Annotated in this window: 18 protein-coding genes and 1 pseudogene; 9 read left to right on the forward strand and 10 right to left on the reverse strand. The window is 65.7% G+C overall.

Translation table 11 applies throughout. The annotated features are described in order from the left end of the window. Positions 1-628: 628 nt before the first annotated feature. Positions 629-1558: a LysR family transcriptional regulator gene (locus tag C6W88_RS06185; RefSeq protein WP_045993916.1), complete on the reverse strand. Its 930-nt coding sequence runs from the start codon at positions 1556-1558 to the stop codon at positions 629-631. A gap of 246 nt (positions 1559-1804) precedes the next feature. On the opposite strand from C6W88_RS06185, the pseudogene C6W88_RS06190 reads away from it, so the two are divergent. Next, a pseudogene (locus C6W88_RS06190) lies at positions 1805-2674 on the forward strand (DMT family transporter); the annotation flags it as partial. A 58-nt stretch (positions 2675-2732) separates the two neighbouring features. Here C6W88_RS06190 and trmB read toward each other — a convergent pair. From trmB to thiS, 3 genes are all read right to left on the reverse strand, one after another. Continuing rightward, a complete protein-coding gene (gene trmB / locus C6W88_RS06195) occupies positions 2733-3479 on the reverse strand; it encodes a tRNA (guanosine(46)-N7)-methyltransferase TrmB (protein WP_045993958.1) in 747 nt (248 codons plus the stop codon). 85 nt (positions 3480-3564) lie between these two features. After that, on the reverse strand, positions 3565-4359 hold the full coding sequence (locus C6W88_RS06200; protein WP_045993915.1) for a thiazole synthase: 795 nt from the start codon (positions 4357-4359) through the stop codon (positions 3565-3567). Positions 4360-4445: 86 nt separating this feature from the next. Continuing rightward, complete coding sequence (gene thiS, locus C6W88_RS06205; RefSeq protein ID WP_181248714.1) at positions 4446-4646, reverse strand: sulfur carrier protein ThiS; 201 nt, start codon at positions 4644-4646, stop codon at positions 4446-4448. Between the two features lie 106 nt (positions 4647-4752). On the opposite strand from thiS, the gene C6W88_RS06210 reads away from it, so the two are divergent. After that, positions 4753-5145, forward strand: coding sequence for a DUF423 domain-containing protein (locus tag C6W88_RS06210; RefSeq protein ID WP_108131877.1), 393 nt, complete (start codon positions 4753-4755; stop codon positions 5143-5145). Positions 5146-5154: 9 nt separating this feature from the next. Here C6W88_RS06210 and C6W88_RS06215 read toward each other — a convergent pair whose 3' ends face one another. Both C6W88_RS06215 and C6W88_RS06220 read right to left on the reverse strand, forming a co-directional pair. Beyond that, positions 5155-5568 (reverse strand): PaaI family thioesterase, encoded by a 414-nt coding sequence (locus C6W88_RS06215; RefSeq protein WP_045993913.1) that lies wholly within the window; start codon positions 5566-5568, stop codon positions 5155-5157. A 200-nt stretch (positions 5569-5768) separates the two neighbouring features. Beyond that, entirely contained in the window at positions 5769-7955 is a 2187-nt protein-coding gene (locus C6W88_RS06220) for a malate synthase G (protein WP_108131878.1), read from the reverse strand. 473 nt (positions 7956-8428) lie between these two features. Between C6W88_RS06220 and C6W88_RS06225 the strand changes: the two genes are divergently transcribed. After that, entirely contained in the window at positions 8429-9451 is a 1023-nt protein-coding gene (locus tag C6W88_RS06225) for an alpha/beta hydrolase (RefSeq protein WP_052704447.1), read from the forward strand. Continuing rightward, the gene (locus C6W88_RS06230) at positions 9436-9972 is read left to right on the forward strand and encodes a hypothetical protein (protein WP_231498548.1); all 537 of its coding nucleotides are present in this window, start codon (positions 9436-9438) and stop codon (positions 9970-9972) included. Before C6W88_RS06225 ends, C6W88_RS06230 begins: the two co-directional genes overlap by 16 nt. Positions 9973-10080: 108 nt before the next feature. Here the strand turns inward: C6W88_RS06230 and C6W88_RS06235 are convergent, their stop codons facing one another. Together C6W88_RS06235 and C6W88_RS06240 are read right to left on the reverse strand one after the other, a co-directional pair. Beyond that, the gene (locus C6W88_RS06235) at positions 10081-11586 is read right to left on the reverse strand and encodes a YifB family Mg chelatase-like AAA ATPase (RefSeq protein ID WP_108131879.1); all 1506 of its coding nucleotides are present in this window, start codon (positions 11584-11586) and stop codon (positions 10081-10083) included. Between the two features lie 119 nt (positions 11587-11705). Then, positions 11706-12086, reverse strand: a complete 381-nt coding sequence (locus C6W88_RS06240) for an accessory factor UbiK family protein (RefSeq protein WP_045993910.1) — start codon at positions 12084-12086, stop codon at positions 11706-11708. 398 nt (positions 12087-12484) lie between these two features. Between C6W88_RS06240 and C6W88_RS06245 the strand changes: the two genes are divergently transcribed. The 3 genes from C6W88_RS06245 to glnK all read left to right on the forward strand — a co-directional run bounded on the left by C6W88_RS06245 (position 12485) and on the right by glnK (position 14652). Then, positions 12485-12823, forward strand: coding sequence for a P-II family nitrogen regulator (locus C6W88_RS06245; protein WP_045993909.1), 339 nt, complete (start codon positions 12485-12487; stop codon positions 12821-12823). Between the two features lie 49 nt (positions 12824-12872). Continuing rightward, entirely contained in the window at positions 12873-14123 is a 1251-nt protein-coding gene (locus C6W88_RS06250; RefSeq protein WP_108131880.1) for an ammonium transporter AmtB, read from the forward strand. Between the two features lie 190 nt (positions 14124-14313). After that, a complete protein-coding gene (gene glnK, locus C6W88_RS06255) occupies positions 14314-14652 on the forward strand; it encodes a P-II family nitrogen regulator (protein ID WP_045993907.1) in 339 nt (112 codons plus the stop codon). Between the two features lie 225 nt (positions 14653-14877). Here the strand turns inward: glnK and C6W88_RS06260 are convergent, their stop codons facing one another. Next, positions 14878-15093, reverse strand: coding sequence for a DUF3820 family protein (locus C6W88_RS06260; RefSeq protein WP_045993906.1), 216 nt, complete (start codon positions 15091-15093; stop codon positions 14878-14880). A 155-nt stretch (positions 15094-15248) separates the two neighbouring features. Between C6W88_RS06260 and C6W88_RS06265 the strand changes: the two genes are divergently transcribed. After that, on the forward strand, positions 15249-15884 hold the full coding sequence (locus tag C6W88_RS06265) for an SDR family oxidoreductase (RefSeq protein WP_045993905.1): 636 nt from the start codon (positions 15249-15251) through the stop codon (positions 15882-15884). 102 nt (positions 15885-15986) lie between these two features. Here the strand turns inward: C6W88_RS06265 and C6W88_RS06270 are convergent, their stop codons facing one another. Next, positions 15987-16763, reverse strand: a complete 777-nt coding sequence (locus C6W88_RS06270; protein WP_045993904.1) for a ferredoxin--NADP reductase — start codon at positions 16761-16763, stop codon at positions 15987-15989. A gap of 187 nt (positions 16764-16950) precedes the next feature. On the opposite strand from C6W88_RS06270, the gene C6W88_RS06275 reads away from it, so the two are divergent. Beyond that, positions 16951-17877 carry a LysR family transcriptional regulator gene (locus C6W88_RS06275; RefSeq protein WP_045993903.1) on the forward strand — a complete coding sequence of 309 codons (927 nt, stop codon included), beginning with the start codon at positions 16951-16953 and terminating at the stop codon, positions 17875-17877. Positions 17878-17915: the final 38 nt, after the last annotated feature.

Consider the following 17915-nt stretch of genomic DNA (forward strand, 5'->3'; position numbering starts at 1 on the left):
CTTTATTAAAAAAGATTCTCGTTTGTGTTGACGAAACAAATGAGAATGATTTACGCTGAGGTTGTCGGCGTTGATGAGTCGCCGGCGCCAGATACCAGACATTGCCAGTCGCTATCTGGTTTCTCCTCCTCATTGCTAGTCACGGTCCTTGCGCCGCTTCCCCCTGGAAGCGGCTTTTTCATGGCCGCTTGGTTCAGTCCCGCGGCCAGCACTCCTTCGCCTCGTTGCTCAAGACGTCCTGCCACCGCTTGATTCCGCCATCCCGAGCCTCTGCCCGGTTTCGCCTGCTGTCTTGGCGCCGCCCCTCGCATGCGTCTCCCTTGGCAGAAAGCCAGCGAGTGTGAGCGGACACACTGCCTTAATAAAAAATATTCTCGTTACGCTTGACGAAGAAAATGAGAATGATTTACGCTGAGGTTGTCGGCGTTGATGAGTCGCCGGCGCCAGATACCAGACATTGCCAGTCGCTATCTGGTTTCTCCTCCTCATTGCTAGTCACGGTCCTTTCACCGCTCCCCCGGGAGCGGTTTTCTTTTTTCTGGCCATCGAGGCTTCTGGTCAGCCTCGCCCCAGGGCCTTGGCTCCTGTTCGTCGCACCGCTCCCTGCGTCTCACCGCTCTCGTTCATCTCACCCCAGTGCCAGCGGCCTGGCCTCGCGGCTATTCGCAGCCCAGGGGCCTGCACCGCTCAGACGCTGGCGCAAGAGCCCCGCCAGGGCTTCCACCGCCGGCCATGAGGCTGCGGCGATGCGCCGGCTGAAGTACAGGCAGGCGTCACTGGTACCCAGGTGGGGCAGGCCCTCGGCCTCATCCAGCACGCGCATGCGCGGCGTCAGCCGCTGGCGATCGAGGATGCTCACGGCCAGGCCGACCTCCACGGCCTTTTCCACCGCATGGATGCTGGTACTGGTGAAGACCGCGTACCAGTCGCGCCCCTGACTCTCCAGGGCCTCGACCCCGAGCGAGCGGAATGGGCAGTCCAGCGGATGCAGCGCCAGCGGTAACGGCGCCTCGTCGGCGACGCGAAACTCACGGGACGCCGCCCACACCGGCGAGGTCTGCCACAGCGTTTCGCCATTGGTCAGCTGATGCGGACGGTCCAGCGCCACCGCCAGCGACAGCTCACCGCGCTCCAGGCGCCGGGCCAGCTCTCCACTGGGCGCCGTGACCGCCTCGAGCAGCACATTGGGGTGGCTGGCCAGAAAATCAGGCAGCACCTGCTCGACCAGATGCGGGGCGTAGCCCTCCGGCATGCCGAAGCGCACCCGCCCGCTGAGTCCCTGTCCGGTCAGTCGCGCCACCAGGCCGTCGTGCTGGCGCAGCAGCTCACGCGCCTCCTGCAGCAAGGCCTCGCCGGCCGGCGACGGCGACACTCCGCGCGGCCCGCGGATCAGCAGGCGCGCATCGAGACGCTGCTCGAGGCGCTTGATCTGCATGCTCAAGGCACTGACGGTGCGGTGTCGCAACTCCGCCGCCGCCGCCAGACTGCCCTGCTGGGCCACCGTCACAAAGCTGCGCAGCGCCTCCAGATCCAGCGCCGCTCCCGTGTTCTCGGTCATCGTTGCTCCCCCTATGGCGCCAGACCACCCTACCCGAAGACTTCAATATTATTGAAGTCAGCGTGAAAAACGTTTCGCTACTCGAAAGGCTAGCACCACGGCAGACTGCTCATCCAGCGCTTCGTCTATCCAGCGCTGCCGTCATCCACCCGTGCTCAAGGAGGCCCCATGCAGACGCTGCTACCCCGCCTGATCCCCCTGCTCCACCAGCTTCCCCGGCAGCTGGGCAAGCACTCGGGTGCCTTGATGGTCGCCACGGGCTTCGTGGTCTGCTGGAGCAGCGGTTTCGTCGGCAGTCGCATGGCGGTGGACCTGGACGTGCCGGTGATGGGGCTCTATGCCTGGCGCTTTGCCCTGGCAACCCTGCTGGCCTGGATGCTGGTGGTCTGTCGTCTGGGCCATCCGGGGCATCGCCCGAGCTGGCGCCAGGCAGGCCACGAGTTGCTGACCGGTGGTCTGACGGTGGGCGTCTACCTGCTGACGATGCTGGTGGCGGTGGCCGAAGGTGTGAGCGCCTCGGTGGCGGCGCTGATCGGCGCGCTGCAGCCGCTGGCGGCGGCACTGCTGGCACGGCACCTGCTCAAGGAGCGCAGCGACAGCGCACAATGGTGGGGCATGGGGGTAGCGACGCTCGGCGCCATGGCGATGATCGCTGGCGACATGCGCAGCGTCGGCGGCGCCCCCTGGTGGGCCTACCTGCTGCCGCTGGTCGCGGTCGCCGCGGTATCGATCGGCAGCATCCTGACGCCGCCGGCGACCGCCAGGCCCGGCGAGGAGAATGGCGGTGTGGTGCCGCTGTCACTGATCACCCGCCTGGCGCTGCAGCTGAGCGCGGCAACGCTGGTGTTCATGCTGGCGGCGGTGATGCTCGAACCAGGCCTGCCGGCGCTGCCTCCGGCGACGCTGGACGCCTGGCTGACCATTGGCTGGCTGGTGGTGCTGGCCACCTTCGGTGGCTACGGCTTCTTCGTGGCGTGCCTGGGGCGCTTCGGGGTGACCCCGACCTCGGCGCTGATCGCGCTGACCCCGGCGGTGACGCTGTTGATGACGCTTTCGCTGTTCGGCGAGCGCCCGGATGGGCTGGGCCTGGCGGGACTGGTGCTGTCGCTGGGTGGCGCCCTGTGGGCGCTGGCGGCCGGGCGACGCGGCCAGGGCCGCGCCGCCGATGCCGGCGTCAGTCGACGCGGCGGAAGATCAGGTCCCAGACACCGTGACCGAGCCGTTCGCCCCGCGCCTCGAACTTGGTCAGCGGACGAAAGTCGGGACGCGGCACATAGGGCGCCGTCTCCGGGGTCGCGGTATTGAGGTAGCCCGGGGCTGCCTCCATCACCTCGGCCATCCATTCGGCGTAGGCTTCCCAGTCGGTGGCCATGTGCAGGGTTCCACCGCTGGCCAGGCGAGTCCGCACCAGCTCGACGAACGCCGGCTGGACGATGCGCCGCTTGTGATGCTTCTTCTTCGGCCAGGGGTCGGGAAAGAACAGCTGCAGGGTGGTCAGGCTGCCCTCGGGCAGGCACTGCTCCAGCACCGCCAGGGCATCCTCGCGGTAGACCCGCAGGTTGGTCAGCCCACGCTTGTCGGCTTCGTCGAGCAACTTGCCGACGCCCGGGGCGTGTACCTCGATCCCGATGAAGTCGGTGTCCGGGTGGGTCTCGGCCTGCTCGATCAGCGAGGCTCCCATGCCGAAGCCGATCTCGACCACCCTGGGCGCCTGGCGGCCGAACAGCGCATCGAGGTCCTGGCGCCCCTGGGCGAGGGTCAGTCCCAGCCGCGGCCAGACTTCCTCAAGCCCACGGGTCTGCGCCTGGGTCATGCGCCCGGCCCGCAGCACATAGCTCTTGATACCACGGCGATGCAGCGGTGCGTCCGGTCCTTCAGGGCCGGTGGTCTTGCCCTCGTCGGGGCGGTCTTGGTCGGTCATGATGATGTCTGGGGGCGTGGTGAAAGTGTCAGGGCGAGGAAGCTGAGCAGGAGCGGCAGGCCGGGCCTTGCCGCTCCTGCGGGCTTCAGGCGTTGATGCGGCCGGCGAACGGCGATGACGCCTCGGCGCCGCGACGCGGCATGCGACCGGCGAGAAACGCCTGGCGCCCCGCCTGCACGGCATGCTTCATGGCCTCGGCCATCAGCACCGGCTGGCGCGCGTGGGCGATGGCGGAGTTCATCAGCACGCCGTCACAACCGAGCTCCATGGCCAGGGCTGCCTCGGAGGCGGTGCCGATCCCGGCATCGATCAGCACCGGGACCTTGGCCTGCTCGATGATCAGGCGCACATTGTGCGGATTCTGGATGCCGTGGCCGGAGCCGATCAGCGAGCCCAGCGGCATTACCGCGCAGCAGCCGATGGCCTCAAGCTCCCTGGCGACGATGGGGTCGTCACTGGTGTAGACCATCACGTCGAAGCCATCGGCGACCAGCGTCTCGGCGGCCTTGAGGGTCTCCACCACATTGGGATAGAGGGTGTTGTCGTCCCCCAGCACCTCGAGCTTGACCAGCTTGTGGCCGTCGAGCAGTTCCCGCGCCAGCCGACAGGTGCGCACGGCATCCTTGGCGTTGTAGCAACCGGCGGTATTGGGCAGCAGGGTATAGCGCTCCGGCGGCACCACGTCGAGCAGGTTGGGCTCACCGGCCTCCTGACCCAGGTTGGTGCGACGCACCGCGAAGGTCACGACATCGGCGCCGCTGGCGGCGATCGCCTCGCCGGTCTCGTCGAAGTCCTTGTACTTGCCGGTGCCCACCAAGAGACGCGAGGAAAAGGCGTGGTCGGCGACCCGCAGCGGGCTGTCCTGAAAGATGTCGGTCATGCTCAAGTCCTTCTCACGAAACGGAACCAGGCCGCCTTCGAGCGGCACCTCTATAGTCGTCGGTATCTGCTGGCGGGTGGTTCGCCTCAGCCGCCGCCGATGGCATGGACGATCTCGATGCGATCGCCATCCGCCAGGCGGGTCTCGCCGTGCTGGCTGCGCGGCAGGATGTCCTCGTTGAGCTCGACGGCGATGCGGCGCCCGCCCAGACCCAGGGCGTCGATCAACTCCGCCACGGTCTGCTCGCGGTCGAGGGCGTGGGGCTCACCATTTAGCTGAATCTGCATGGCCACCTCATTATCAAGATGTCGCGGGGGCAACATTGTAGCGGCTCGGGCCGCCGCGGGGTACGGTTGAGGGCAGATTCCTCTCTCTCGTCGTCAAGGAGCCTCGATGCCGGATCGTCACTGGTGGATCACCCTCGCCCTGTCCGGCGCCCTGATGGTGGCGCTCGGCGCCTTCGCCGCCCATGGCCTCGACGGTCGCCTGCCTGAGCGTCTGACCGCCGCCTTTACCACCGGGGTGCGCTACCAGGCCTGGCACACCCTGGCTGGCCTGGCGCTGCTGGCCTGGCGGGCCCAGCAGCCGCTGGCCGCCCAGCTGACGGCACTGAGGCTGTGGTCGGCAGGTATCCTGCTGTTCTCGGGGTCGCTGTACGCCATGGCCCTGGTCGGGCTCTACGGCGTCGGGCTCGGCCCACTGGGGCTGATCACACCGCTCGGCGGCGTGCTGTTGCTGCTTGGCTGGCTGGCGCTGGCCTGGGGACTATGGCGAGCCCGCGTGTGAGATAGCCTCTCAGTCGTTATCGGGCAGTACGTAGGTCGCCGTCACGTGCGCCACCGGCGCCTCGTCTCCGTCAGAGAACAGCTCCACCTCACCCACCGCCAGGCGGCGTCCCAACTTGATCAAGCGGGCGTTGGCGATCAGATCGCGATCACCCCGGGCGCGCCGTAGAAAGTGGCAGTTGAGGTTGCTGGTGACCGCCATGGGCTCCGGCCCGATCTGGGCCAGGATGGCCACGTACAGGCAGACGTCCGCCAGTCCCATCATGGTCGGGCCGGAGACGCTGGCGCCGGGCCGCAAGTGTTCATCCTCGATGGCCAGGCTCATGGTGGCCCGCATCTCCGAGACGGCTTCGATGGTGCCCATGCGCTGGGGAAAGACGTCGTCCAGAAAATCCTCGATGGCGGCGGCGGTCATCACGGTCATGGTTCTCTCCCTGAAGGCAATCCGGCTCGTGATAGCTTCACCATAACTCAAGCCCGGATACGACGCCTCAACGCCCTCGCTGCTGTGCGCTTTCCCCTCGACACAACGACACACCCCCGGGGAGGCCCGGGGGTGTGTCCAGGGAACCGCCGTCTGGATCGCGGCGTTTGCTTGGCGTACTCGGTGGCGTCCCGAGTGTGTTACTTCGCCTTGTGGACCTGACGCCAGTGGTGCAGCAGCGGTTCGGTGTAGCCGGCCGGCTGCTCACGCCCCTTGAAGATCAGGTCGCTGGCCGCCTGGAAGGCGGTGGACTTGTCGAAGTCAGGGCTCATCGGGGTGTAGGCCGGGTCGCCTTCGTTCTGACCGTCCACCACCTTGGCCATGCGCTTGAGGGTCTCTTCCACACGCGCCGCGTCGACTACGCCGTGGTACAGCCAGTTGGCAATGTGCTGGCTGGAGATCCGCAGGGTAGCGCGATCTTCCATCAGGCCCACGTCGTGGATGTCAGGCACCTTGGAGGCGCCGACGCCCTGCTCGACCCAGCGCACCACGTAGCCGAGGATGCCCTGACAGTTGTTGTCGAGCTCCTGCTGGATCTCGTCGTCGCTCCAGTCGGCGGAGGCGACCACCGGCACGGTCAGCAGCGCCTTGAGCAGATCGTCGCGCTGCTCGCTTTCGTCCAGTTCCTCGAGTTCGCGCTGGACCTGGGCCACGTCGACCTGGTGGTAGTGCAGGGCATGCAGCGCTGCAGCGGTGGGAGACGGCACCCAGGCGGTGTTGGCGCCCGACTTGGGGTGGCCGATCTTCTGCTCGATCATCGCCGCCATCAGGTCCGGCATGGCCCACATGCCCTTGCCGATCTGGGCGCGTCCGCGCAGGCCGCAGGCCAGTCCGACCAGCACGTTGCTGCGCTCGTAGGCCTGAATCCAGTCGGCGCCCTTCATGTCGCCCTTGCGCAGCATGGGGCCCGCCTCCATGGCGGTGTGCATCTCGTCACCGGTGCGATCGAGGAAGCCGGTGTTGATGAACACCACCCTGCTGGTGGCCTCGTTGATGCAGGCCTTGAGGTTGACCGAGGTGCGGCGCTCCTCGTCCATGATGCCCATCTTGAGGGTATTGCGGGCCATGCCCAGCAGGTCTTCGACACGCCCGAACAGGGTGTTGGCGAAGGCCACTTCCTTGGGACCGTGCATCTTCGGCTTGACGATATAGACGGAGCCGGTGCGCGAGTTGCGCGGCTGATCGTCACCCTTGTTGAGGTCATGCAGGGCGATCAGCGACGTCATGATGGCGTCGAGAATGCCCTCGGGCATTTCGTTGCCGTCGGCGTCGAGCACCGCCGGGTTGGTCATCAGGTGACCCACGTTGCGCACGAACAGCAGCGAGCGTCCCGGCAGGGTCAGCTCGGAACCATCCGGCGTGACGTAGTCGCGATCCGGATTCAGGCGACGGGTGAAGGAACTGCCGCCCTTGGCCACCTCGGCGGTGAGGTCACCCTTCATCAGACCCAGCCAGCTGGCGTAGACGCCCACCTTGTCCTCGGCATCCACCGCCGCCACGGAGTCTTCGCAGTCCATGATGGAGGTCAGCGCGGCTTCCACCACCACGTCCTTGACGTGGGCCGGGTCGGTCTTGCCGATGGGGTGGCTGTCATCGACCTGGATTTCCAGATGCAGGCCATGGTGGGACAGCAGCACGGCACTCGGCGCGGAGGCGTCGCCCTGGTAGCCCACCAGCTTGCCCGGCTCCTTCAGGCCGGTCTCGCGGCCGCCGTCCAGAGACACCACCAGGTGGCCATCGCGCAGGAAGTACTTGACCGCGTCACGGTGGGAGCCGGTCGCCAGCGGTGCCGCCTGGTCCAGCACATTGCGGGCGTAGGCCACGACCTTCTCGCCGCGCTTGGGGTTGAAGCTCGAGCCCTTCTCGCAGCCATCCTCTTCGCTGATCACGTCGGTGCCGTACAGCGCGTCGTAGAGGCTACCCCAACGCGCGTTGGCGGCGTTCAGCGAGTAGCGTGCGTTGTTCACCGGCACCACCAGCTGGGGGCCCGCCTGGGAAGCGATCTCGCGATCCACGTTTTCGGTGGTCACCTCGACCTTGGCCGGCGGATCGACCAGATAGCCGATTTCCTTGAGGAAGGCCTGGTAGGCGGCCATGTCGTTGACCGGCCCCGGGTGCTCACTGTGCCAGGCCGAGAGTTTCTGCTGCAGCGCGTCGCGCTCGGCCAGCAGGGCCTGGTTGGTCGGCGTCAGGTCGTGGAAGATGGCATCGACGCCCTTCCAGAAGGCATCGGCATCGATCCCCGTGCCAGGCAGCGCCTGTTCGGTGATGAACTGGTCCAGCTCGGCGGCCACCTGCAGGCGATGGCGAGAAATGCGTTGCGTCATTGGGTCTAGCTCCTCGTTGGGCCTTGGGTGCCCCCCTGGCACCTTCCAGCCGGACAGGGGAAAAGGTGACTGCTCCAGAATGATTTTGTGGAAAATCATTCCATTTGTAAACCGAAAACCCCGCTCTACCGCTCAAGGCTAGACCAAATGATGAGCTGTCGAGGGCCTTGTCGATTGGGAAACAGTGGTGCCGAACTCGCTGGGTCGCTAGCATGGAACAGGCAAGGAAGCCCAGACAGGAAGGTGTTGACGTGTGCTGGCGACTCCCTCATCTGACGCCGAAGGCCATACCTCCATGGCACAGGTGAGCAACGACGGCCTCCGGACGGTGTCAGAAGAAGCAGGTGGCCAACGATTGGTCAGGGTGCAACCAGGCGCAGGGTGATGGCGCTACCCTCCACGCCATCTGACCGTCCCAGCACAACCGAGTGCCGAGCAACGCACGCCACCGCCCCTTCCCAGCGGAGGACGCTATGACCGACTACACGCCCCTTGAGACCATCGAACGGCTGACCCCGGTGGCAAGACAAGGCGAAGGCTTGGTGGCGACAGCCGCCCCGGCCATGGCAACGACCCTTGAACGCTATCTGGCGCACTATCGGCTCGATGTCCTGCTCACCGAAGGGGTAACGCTGCACGCGGGTAATATCGAGACGCCACGCTTCCGCCTGTGGACTCAGGTATGGCGCCCACCCCGCCCTCGGGGCACCGCGGTGGTGGTTCACGGCTACTACGACCACCTGGGCCTGTACCGCCACCTGCTCGAGCTGCTGCTGGAACTCGAGCTCACGGTGGTGCTGTGGGATCTGCCGGGACACGGGCTGTCCAGTGGGGATCGTGCCGACATCGACGACTTTGCCGACTACGGCGACTGCCTGCGTACGCTTCAACAGCACCTGAGCGAAGCCGGCCTGGCCCAGGGACCTTGGGTCGGCGTCGGTCAGAGCACCGGCGGCGCCATCCTGGCCACCGATGCCCTGAGCCGGGGCGATGACGGCCACTGGTCGGCGCTGGTGCTGCTGGCGCCCCTGGTCAGACCCTGGGGCTGGACCCGAGCAGCCTGGGTCCATCGCCTGGTCAGCCCCTTTGTCTCCAGCGTGCCGCGCAAGTTTAGGGCGAACACCAATGATGACGACTTCGCCACCTTTCTGCGCGAACAGGACCCGCTCCAGCCCGTGCGCCTGCCCACCGGCTGGGTCAGCGCCATGCGCCGCTGGATGCCCCGCCTGATGCAGCTGCCCCCGTGCCAGCTACCGACCCTGATCCTGCAAGGCGAGAAGGACCTGACGGTGGACGGGCCCTGGAATCTGGCGGTACTCGGCAAGAAGTTTCCCGGCGCGCACATCTGCTGTCACCCGCAAGCCCGCCACCATCTGGTCAACGAGGCCGAGGCCATCCGCCTGGACCTTTTCGCCGAAGTGCGCCAATTTCTGGAACAACAGCTCAGTGAAGGGCCTCTACCGAAAAGGATGTCATCTCAATGCCCAGACGCGTGACCCGACAGACGGTACACCGCGCCGGCAGCCACGCCTCCTTGCTGCCCTGGCTGGCGCTGGTGCTGCTGGTCTGGCTGGCCGGCTGTGCCAGCGCCCCCGAGCGCCCCGAGACGCTGCGCCAGGCGCTGCTGGGCCTTGGCCAACAGGCGGCCGAGCGGGTCGCCGAGGCGCCGGCCCTGGCAGGGGAAACCCTGGCCGATCAGGTGCTGCTGCTGTCCCCGCCCAAGGTCGACGAAAGGCTGGAGCTCGGCGTCGGCCGTGTCCAGGAGAGCCTGACCCGTGGCCTGCTGGCGATCGACGACGGCCCCCAGGTGCTGGACTGGCAGCCCGGTGATACCCCCGCCGCCGATACCAATCAATGGCTGGTCGATAGCCGACTGATCGCCGATGGCCCACGCCTGACGCTGTCTGACCGCGAGCTTTTGCCCTACCGCTTCGAACTCCGCCTGCGCCGCCCCGGCGACGGTGCCGCGCTGTGGTCCACGGTCATCAGCGGCGCCTTCGACGCCGACGCGCTCTAGGGCTTGCTGAAAAGTGCCTGCGCTCGTCAACTTCTCGGGCGAAGCCTGGACCCGGGCAGGCGCTATGCCTGGCGATAACGGGTGCATGGAGCGACCGTGCGGCGCCCGTCAGCCCTTGCGCAACAGCCGATCCAGCTGTCGATAGCCGATGGCCTCGATCAGGTCGTCACGGCACGGACGCTCGCGCCCGGCCAGGTCGGCCAGGGTCAGCGCCACCCGCAGTACCCGGTGGTAGGCCCGGGCGGACAGCCGCAGGCGCTCAAGCGACTGCGCCAGCCAGGTGCGCTCGGCCACCTCCAGGGCGCAGGCTCGCTCCAGCGCGGCCCCGGCGAGCTGGGCGTTGAGCACTCCCCTCTGCTGCTGACGCTGACGCGCCGCCATCACGCGTCGGCGCACCATCTCGGTGCTTTCCCCCGGCTGATGCGACGTCAACTGTTCCACCGGCAGCGCCGGCACCTCCACCTGCAGGTCGATGCGATCGAGCAAAGGGCCGGACAGGCGCGCCTGATAGCGCTGGATCTGGGACGCGGTGCATACACAGTCCTGGCGCGGATCCCCCAGATGGCCGCAGGGGCAAGGATTCATTGCGGCAACGAGTTGAAATCGGGCGGGAAAGCGCCGCTCGTGGCTGGCCCTGGCGATATGGATCTCGCCGCTTTCCAGCGGCTCGCGCAATACCTCCAGCACCTGGCGACTGAACTCCGGCAGCTCGTCGAGAAACAGCACGCCGCGATGGGCCAGCGAGATCTCGCCGGGCCGCGGACGCGAGCCGCCACCGACCAGCGAGACCGCGCTGGCGGTGTGGTGGGGCGAACGAAACGGACGACGGCCAAAGCCATCGGACAGGGGAAGCGCGCACACCGAGCGAATCGCCGCTACCTCCAGCGCCTCGTCATCGCCAAGCGGTGGCAAGAGCCCGGGCAGTCGGCTGGCCAATAACGTCTTGCCGGTGCCGGGCGGCCCGGCAAACAGCAGGTTGTGCCCACCCGCCGCCGCCACCTCCAGCGCTCGTCGGGCCTGATACTGGCCACGCACATCGCACAGATCCAGCGCCGCAGGCCCGTCTTGCGGCGGTGCGGCGGGTGGGTGGGCAACGAGGGGAATGCGCCCGACCAGGTGGGCGACGACGTCGAGCAGGTGCGCCGCCGGCAGCACCTCCAGTCCATTGACCAGGGCCGCCTCATCGGCGTTGGCCTCGGGCAGGATCAGGCGCCGCCCGGCCTGACGGGTGGCCATGGCGAAGGGCAGCATGCCGGCTACCGGCCGCAACCGGCCATCGAGGGCCAGTTCGCCGGCGCACTCGACACCCTCCAGTGCGGCGGCGGGCAACTGGCCGGAAGCCACCAGCAGACCCAGCGCGATGGGCAAATCGAAGCGTCCACCCTCCTTGGGCAGATCGGCGGGAGCAAGATTCAGGGTAATACGGCGTAGCGGGTAGTCGAGGCCGCAGGTGGCGAGGGCGCTGCGCACCCGTTCGCGGCTTTCGCGCACTGCGGTCTCGGGCAGGCCGACCAGGGTCATGCCCGGCAGGCCGTTGGCCAGGTGTACCTCGACCTGCACCTCGGGGGCGTCCAGCCCCAGTCCCGCACGGGTGGCAATGATGGCAAGCGTCATGGGCTCCCTGCCTGACGGAAGGCTCATGACCAGTAGAGCACGCCCACCTCACCGGCGCCCCATGCCGGCCCCCCGCCAGGGCGGGCCGGCATATCTTGTGACGTTCTGCGTCTGAAGCCTCAGGCGGAGGGCTTGTCGGCTGAACCGCTCGATGCCTCGTCCTGCTTGCCCTGTTCCGGCACCGGCGGCACCGGTACCTCGGCGGCTTCCTCGGCCACGGCAGGCGCCGCGGTCGCTTCGCCAGCGGGCGCTGCACGTTCCTCGACCAGGCTCTCCAGCGCCGCTACCTGCTTTTCCAGCGCCTCGACCCGGGAGCGGGTGCGCTGCAACACGTCCATGAGGATGTCGAAATCCTCGCGTGACACCAGTTCGAGACGATCGAAGGCGCCACGCACCACCTGCTGGACCCCCTTCTGGATGTCTTCCGGGGCCTGGGAGGCGCCCTGCAAGCGCTCGCCGATCTGCTGTGCCAAACGGCTGATGCGATCCTGACTGACCATGATGGCTCTCCTTGAAACGTCGATGGGAACTCCGTTGCCGACAGGATACGCAAGCCGGGCGCCCAACGCATGCTTCGTGGCCCTTGCCCAGCGACGCCCGGCGCATTGGCGACTCCCTGATACCTATCACGCGCCCCGGCACGCGACGCAGCACGCGGCCCGGCACAGCATGCTCGCCAATGACGCACCACCAATACGCGCCAGCACCAAAACAGTGCATTAACTTTGATGCAGTGCCGCAAACTCGCGGGTGTTTTTCGTCTCTCGCTTTCCAAAACAACCACAAGCCATTGTAAACAAAGCTTTTGCCAAATTTATGGCACGTATATCGCTATGCATAGATATCCATGCACCGAGCGGAAACAAGCCGCCACCTTATGCACGTAGGGAGCCATGCCATGAAACTGATCACCGCCATCATCAAGCCCTTCAAGCTGGACGACGTCCGCGAGGCGCTGGCCGACAACGGCGTCCAGGGCATCACCGTGACCGAGGTCAAGGGCTTCGGCCGCCAGAAGGGCCACACCGAGCTATACCGCGGCGCCGAGTATGTCGTCGACTTTCTGCCCAAGGTGAAGGTCGAGGTTGCAATCGACGAGGCCCGACTGGACAGCGTGCTGGAAGCCATCTGCAACGCGGCCAACAGCGGCAAGATCGGTGACGGCAAGGTGTTCGTCACGCCGCTGGAAGACGTCATCCGCATTCGCACCGGCGAGCGCGGCTCCGACGCGGTCTGATCCCCGTCCCCTGACCCGACTTCCGATAAAAATATAGCGAGACACTTCCATGGTCGATATCAGTGAACTCAGCTACGCGCTGGACACCTTCTACTTCCTTATCTGCGGCGCCCTGGTCATGTGGATGGCCGCCGGTTTTGCAATGCTCGAGGCCGGCCTGGTCCGGGCCAAGAACACCGCCGAGATTCTGACCAAGAACATCGTGCTGTTCGCGGTCGCCTGCACCATGTATCTGCTGGTGGGCTACGCCCTGATGTACTCCTCCGACGCCGGCGGCTTCATCCCCAACCTCGGCTTCTTGATCGGCGCCGAAAACAGCGTCGATGCGGTGCTGGCAGGTGGTGAAGACGCGCCCTACTACTCGGCCCGCGCCGACTTCTTCTTCCAGGTCGTGTTCGTGGCCACCGCCATGTCGATCGTCTCCGGCGCTGTCGCCGAGCGCATGAAACTGTGGGCCTTCCTGGCCTTCGCCGTGGTCATGACCGCCGTGATCTATCCGGTCTCCGGCTACTGGACCTGGGGCGGCGGCTGGTTGTCCGAAGCAGGCTTCTCCGACTACGCAGGTTCCGGCATTGTCCACATGGCGGGTGCCGCTGCAGCCCTGGCCGGTGTGCTGGTGCTCGGTCCGCGCAAGGGCAAGTACGGCAAGAACGGCGCCATCTACGCCATCCCCGGTGCCAACATGCCGCTGGCGACCCTGGGTACCTTCGTCCTGTGGCTGGGCTGGTTCGGCTTCAACGGCGGCTCCGAGCTCAAGCTCTCCGACGTGTCTTCCGCCAACAACATGGCCCAGGTGCTGGTAAACACCAACGCTGCCGCCGCCGGGGGTGTCATCGCCGCGCTGATCCTGGCAAAGATCTGGTTCCGCAAGGCCGACCTGACCATGGCCCTGAACGGCGCCATCGCTGGCCTGGTCTCCATTACCGCCGACCCGCTGTCCTCCACGGCCCTCGGCGCCACCCTGATCGGTGCAGTCGGCGGTGTCCTGGTGGTGGTCGCCATCGTGGTCCTCGACAAGCTGCGCCTGGACGATCCGGTCGGTGCCATCTCCGCCCACGGTGTGGCCGGTATCTGGGGTGTCCTGGCGGTCCCGCTGAACAACGCCGACGCCACCTTCGGCGCACAGATGCTCGGCATCATCGGCATCTTCGCCTGGGTCTTCACCGCTAGCCTGGTCGTGTGGCTGATCATCAAGGCAATCATGGGTGTGCGTGTCAGCGAAGAAGAAGAATACGAAGGCGTCGACCTGGCCGAATGTGGTCTCGAAGCCTACCCCGAGTTTAACGTCGCCAAGAAGTAAGCCTGAGCTTACCCGCGACACCAGTGAGCTGGCGTGCTCCTCCTGGCCCCTTCGGGGGCCTTTTTTATTGCTGTTCGCCAGGGGTATGCTTTGTCACACTAGTCAGGACAGGCGCAACGGCGCGCCGCCAACGGGTTGGCGCCAGGCACGACCGACGCCGCCCCCACACGGACAGGATGAGGAACCCGCCATGAAACTGGTGACCGCGATTATCAAGCCATTCAAGCTCGACGACGTCCGCGAGTCGCTCTCCGAGATCGGTGTTCAGGGCATCACCGTCACTGAAGTGAAGGGCTTTGGCCGTCAGAAGGGCCACACCGAGCTGTACCGGGGAGCCGAGTACGTGGTCGACTTTCTGCCCAAGGTGAAGCTTGAGGTGGCGGTCGACGACGGTATGACCGAGCAGGTCATCGAAGCCATCGTCCAGGTCGCCAACACCGGCAAGATCGGTGATGGCAAGATCTTCGTCACTCCCCTTGAACAAGTCATTCGTATCCGTACCGGCGAGACCGACAAGGATGCTGTCTGACCTCGACCGACAAGGACGCTGTCTGAGCTAGACCGACAAGGGCGCGGGCTGACCGGTGATGGCAGCTGTCTTTAGCCACCCCCCTCGAGCAGGTCATTCGTATCCGACGCGGCGAGACCGACAAGGATACTGTCTGAGCTCGACTGACAAGGACGCTGTCTGAGCTAGACCGACAAGGACGCTGTCTGACGACGGCGACCGGTTCTCCCCGCCAGGTGGCGCCGCTCAGCCGCGGCGTCGCAACGGCTCCAGCAGGTCGCTCAGGCCGTTGTGGTCGATCTCGTGCATCAGCGCCAGCAGGCGTCCGATCTCTCCGGGGGGAAACCCGACCCGGGCAAACCACGCCAGGTAAGGCCCGGGCAGATCGGCGATCAAGGTACCTTGATGCTTGCCGAAAGGCATCGGCAAGGTAACCAGGCGTTCCAGGTCCTGAGGATTCATCGCTGCTCCTGAGCGGGTGGGTGAGGGAAAGACGCACAGGGTACTGGCCTGCGGGCGGCGTCGCCATCGATTCGCCTCCCCATTGAAAGTCTCCCCGTTGAAAGTCTTCCCCATCGACGCCATGGTTATTTCCAGGTATCGACAAGGAGGCCGACATGACCACACTCGTGATAGGGGCCAACGGCCAGATCGGCCGCCAGGTCTGCGCCATCGCCCACCGCCAGGGACATCCGATTCGCGCCATGATCCGTAGCGCCGAGCAACGCGACTGGTTCGAGCAACAAGGTATCGAGACGGTCGTCGCCGACCTGGAGGACGACTTCGCCTCCGCCTTCGAAGGTTGCGATCAGGTGCTGTTCACCGCCGGCTCCGGCCCGAACACCGGGCCCGACAAGACGCTGTTGATCGACCTCTACGCCGCTACGCGGGTGGCGGACGAGGCCAGCCGCCAGGGGCTGGATCGCATGCTGATGGTCAGCGCCATGCGTGCCGAGCAGCCGCTGCAGGCGCCGGAGAAGCTCAGGCCCTACATGGCCGCCAAGTTCGCTGCCGATGCTTACCTGCGCAGCAGCAAGGTGGACCATGTCATCGTCAAGCCAGGCCGGCTCACCGACGACGACGCCACCGGCCGCGTGGCCACGTCGCTGGACGAGACCGGGGGCAACAACCAGATATCCCGAGCCAACGTGGCCCAGGCCCTGGTCTATCTATTGGGGCAACGAAAGATCCGTAATCACGAGACGGTGCTCCTGGACGGCGAACGCGAGATCGCCGAGGCTCTCGGCGACTGACCACCGCCACACCGGCAGGCGATTCAATCCGCCAGCACCAACGACGACGCCGATGGCAAGTGGCCATCGGCGTCGTCGTTTGCGGCGTCCTGTCGTGGGGTCTTACTTCTCCACGAAGGCACGCTCGATGACGTAGTCGCCGGGCTCGCCCATGCGCGGAGAAATATTGAAGCCGAGCTCGTCGAGCAGTGCGCTGGTGTCGTCGAGCATGGCCGGGCTGCCGCAGATCATGGCCCGGTCCTGCTTGGGATCGATGGGCGGCAGGCCCTTGTCGTCGGTCAGCTTGCCGGTGCGGATGTGATCGGTCAGGCGGCCCATGGTGTGGAAGTCTTCACGGGTCACGGTGGGGTAGTAGACCAGCTTCTCGCTGATCTCCTCGCCCAGGTACTCGTGCGCCGGCAACTCCTTGGTGATGAAGTCGGCGTAGGCCAATTCGTTGACGTGGCGCACGCCGTGCACCAGCACTACCTTTTCGAAGCGCTCGTAGACCTCGGGGTCCTGGATCAGGCTGAGGAAGGGCGCCAGACCAGTGCCGGTGGACAGCATGTAGAGATTGCGCCCAGGCAGCAGGTCGTCACATACCAGGGTACCGGTAGGCTTGCGGCTGACCATGATCTGATCGCCTACCTGCAGGTGCTGCAGGCGAGAGGTCAGGGGACCATCGGGTACCTTGATGCTGAAGAACTCGAGGTGGTCCTCGTAGTTGGGACTGGCCACGGAGTAGGCACGCATCAGCGGCTTGCCGTTGACCTCGAGACCGATCATCACGAACTGGCCGTTCTTGAAACGCAGGCTACGCTCACGGGTCGTGCGGAAGGTGAACAGGGAGTCGTTCCAGTGATGAACGCTCAGCACTTCTTCCAGGGCAAACTTGCTCATGCCAACTCCTTAAAATGCGTGGGCTTATTCCTGAAGTGAATAAAGCCCGATATCAAGTCTTGCGGATAATTCTAAGACCGGCCATATTATCTGTTAAATGGATTGTATGGATAACGCTTATCCAATTCATTGATATAGATGCCCATCGCCGACGTCTTTACCCCTATCGCGCCGGAGAGCCCGTGCCATGCGCTACACCCTTCGACAGCTGGAAGTCTTTGTTGCGGTCGCCCAGCACGAGAGCGTGTCCAAGGCGGCGCGCGCCCTGGCCCTGTCGCAGTCGGCGGCCAGTACCGCGCTGTCCGAACTCGAGCGCCAGTTCGACTGCCAGCTGCTCGATCGCATCGGCAAGCGCCTCAAGCTCAATGCACTGGGCTTCCAGCTGCTGCCCAAGGCGGTCGCCCTGCTCGATCGGGCCGAAGAAGTGGAAGAACTGCTCAGAGGCCAGCAGGGCATCGGCAATCTGGATGTCGGCGCCACCCTGACCATCGGCAACTATCTGGCGACGCTGTTGATCAGCGACTTCATGCAGCGCCACCCCGGCAGCCGGGTAAGGCTGCAGGTCCGCAACACTCGCTCGATCATCGATGCGGTTCGCCATCACCAGCTCGACCTGGGGCTGATCGAGGGGCAGTGCGAGGAGGACGAGGTCATCACCCAGCCCTGGGTCGAAGACGACCTGGTGGTGTTCTGTTCGCCCCGTCATCCGCTGGCCAACCGCGGGCCGGTGGAGCTCGACCGCCTGCTGCGTGAAGACTGGATCATGCGAGAGGAGGGCTCAGGCACGCGCCTGACCCTCGAACAGGCAGCCCGCCATCGACGTGGTCGCTTCAATATCCTGCTCGAACTGGAGCATACCGAGGGCATCAAGCGTGCGGTGGAGTCGGGGCTGGGAATCGGCTGTGTCTCACGTCTGGCGCTGCGCGACGCCTTTCGGCGTGGCAGCCTGACCCCACTGCCCACGCCGGAACTGGACCTGAGTCGACAGTTCACCTTTATCTGGCACCGTCACAAGTACCTCACCGCAGGCATGCGCGAATTTCTACGCCAGTGCCGGCAGATGACGGAGGGGATCCAGCGCAGCGACGAGATCGATCTGCCGCAGGTGCCCTGAACGGAAACGACTAGCGCTATGCAGGAGAGAGCCCGCCG

Source organism: Halomonas litopenaei, assembly GCF_003045775.1.
Classification (GTDB): Bacteria; Pseudomonadota; Gammaproteobacteria; order Pseudomonadales; family Halomonadaceae; genus Halomonas; species Halomonas litopenaei.

Excerpts from the sequence above, each read along its gene's own strand:
- C6W88_RS06260 (WP_045993906.1), bottom strand. The coding sequence starts at position 15,093 with ATGAATCCTCAGGACCTGGAACGCCTGGTTACCTTGCCGATGCCTTTC.
- C6W88_RS06265 (WP_045993905.1), top strand. The coding sequence starts at position 15,249 with ATGACCACACTCGTGATAGGGGCCAACGGCCAGATCGGCCGCCAGGTC.
- C6W88_RS06200 (WP_045993915.1), bottom strand. The coding sequence starts at position 4,359 with ATGACCGACATCTTTCAGGACAGCCCGCTGCGGGTCGCCGACCACGCC.
- C6W88_RS06235 (WP_108131879.1), bottom strand. The coding sequence starts at position 11,586 with ATGACGCTTGCCATCATTGCCACCCGTGCGGGACTGGGGCTGGACGCC.
- C6W88_RS06215 (WP_045993913.1), bottom strand. The coding sequence starts at position 5,568 with ATGACCGTGATGACCGCCGCCGCCATCGAGGATTTTCTGGACGACGTC.
- trmB (WP_045993958.1), bottom strand. The coding sequence starts at position 3,479 with ATGACCGACCAAGACCGCCCCGACGAGGGCAAGACCACCGGCCCTGAA.
- C6W88_RS06270 (WP_045993904.1), bottom strand. The coding sequence starts at position 16,763 with ATGAGCAAGTTTGCCCTGGAAGAAGTGCTGAGCGTTCATCACTGGAAC.
- glnK (WP_045993907.1), top strand. The coding sequence starts at position 14,314 with ATGAAACTGGTGACCGCGATTATCAAGCCATTCAAGCTCGACGACGTC.
- C6W88_RS06185 (WP_045993916.1), bottom strand. The coding sequence starts at position 1,558 with ATGACCGAGAACACGGGAGCGGCGCTGGATCTGGAGGCGCTGCGCAGC.
- C6W88_RS06210 (WP_108131877.1), top strand. The coding sequence starts at position 4,753 with ATGCCGGATCGTCACTGGTGGATCACCCTCGCCCTGTCCGGCGCCCTG.
- C6W88_RS06275 (WP_045993903.1), top strand. The coding sequence starts at position 16,951 with ATGCGCTACACCCTTCGACAGCTGGAAGTCTTTGTTGCGGTCGCCCAG.
- C6W88_RS06230 (WP_231498548.1), top strand. The coding sequence starts at position 9,436 with ATGCCCAGACGCGTGACCCGACAGACGGTACACCGCGCCGGCAGCCAC.
- thiS (WP_181248714.1), bottom strand. The coding sequence starts at position 4,646 with ATGCAGATTCAGCTAAATGGTGAGCCCCACGCCCTCGACCGCGAGCAG.
- C6W88_RS06225 (WP_052704447.1), top strand. The coding sequence starts at position 8,429 with ATGACCGACTACACGCCCCTTGAGACCATCGAACGGCTGACCCCGGTG.
- C6W88_RS06240 (WP_045993910.1), bottom strand. The coding sequence starts at position 12,086 with ATGGTCAGTCAGGATCGCATCAGCCGTTTGGCACAGCAGATCGGCGAG.
- C6W88_RS06220 (WP_108131878.1), bottom strand. The coding sequence starts at position 7,955 with ATGACGCAACGCATTTCTCGCCATCGCCTGCAGGTGGCCGCCGAGCTG.
- C6W88_RS06250 (WP_108131880.1), top strand. The coding sequence starts at position 12,873 with ATGGTCGATATCAGTGAACTCAGCTACGCGCTGGACACCTTCTACTTC.
- C6W88_RS06245 (WP_045993909.1), top strand. The coding sequence starts at position 12,485 with ATGAAACTGATCACCGCCATCATCAAGCCCTTCAAGCTGGACGACGTC.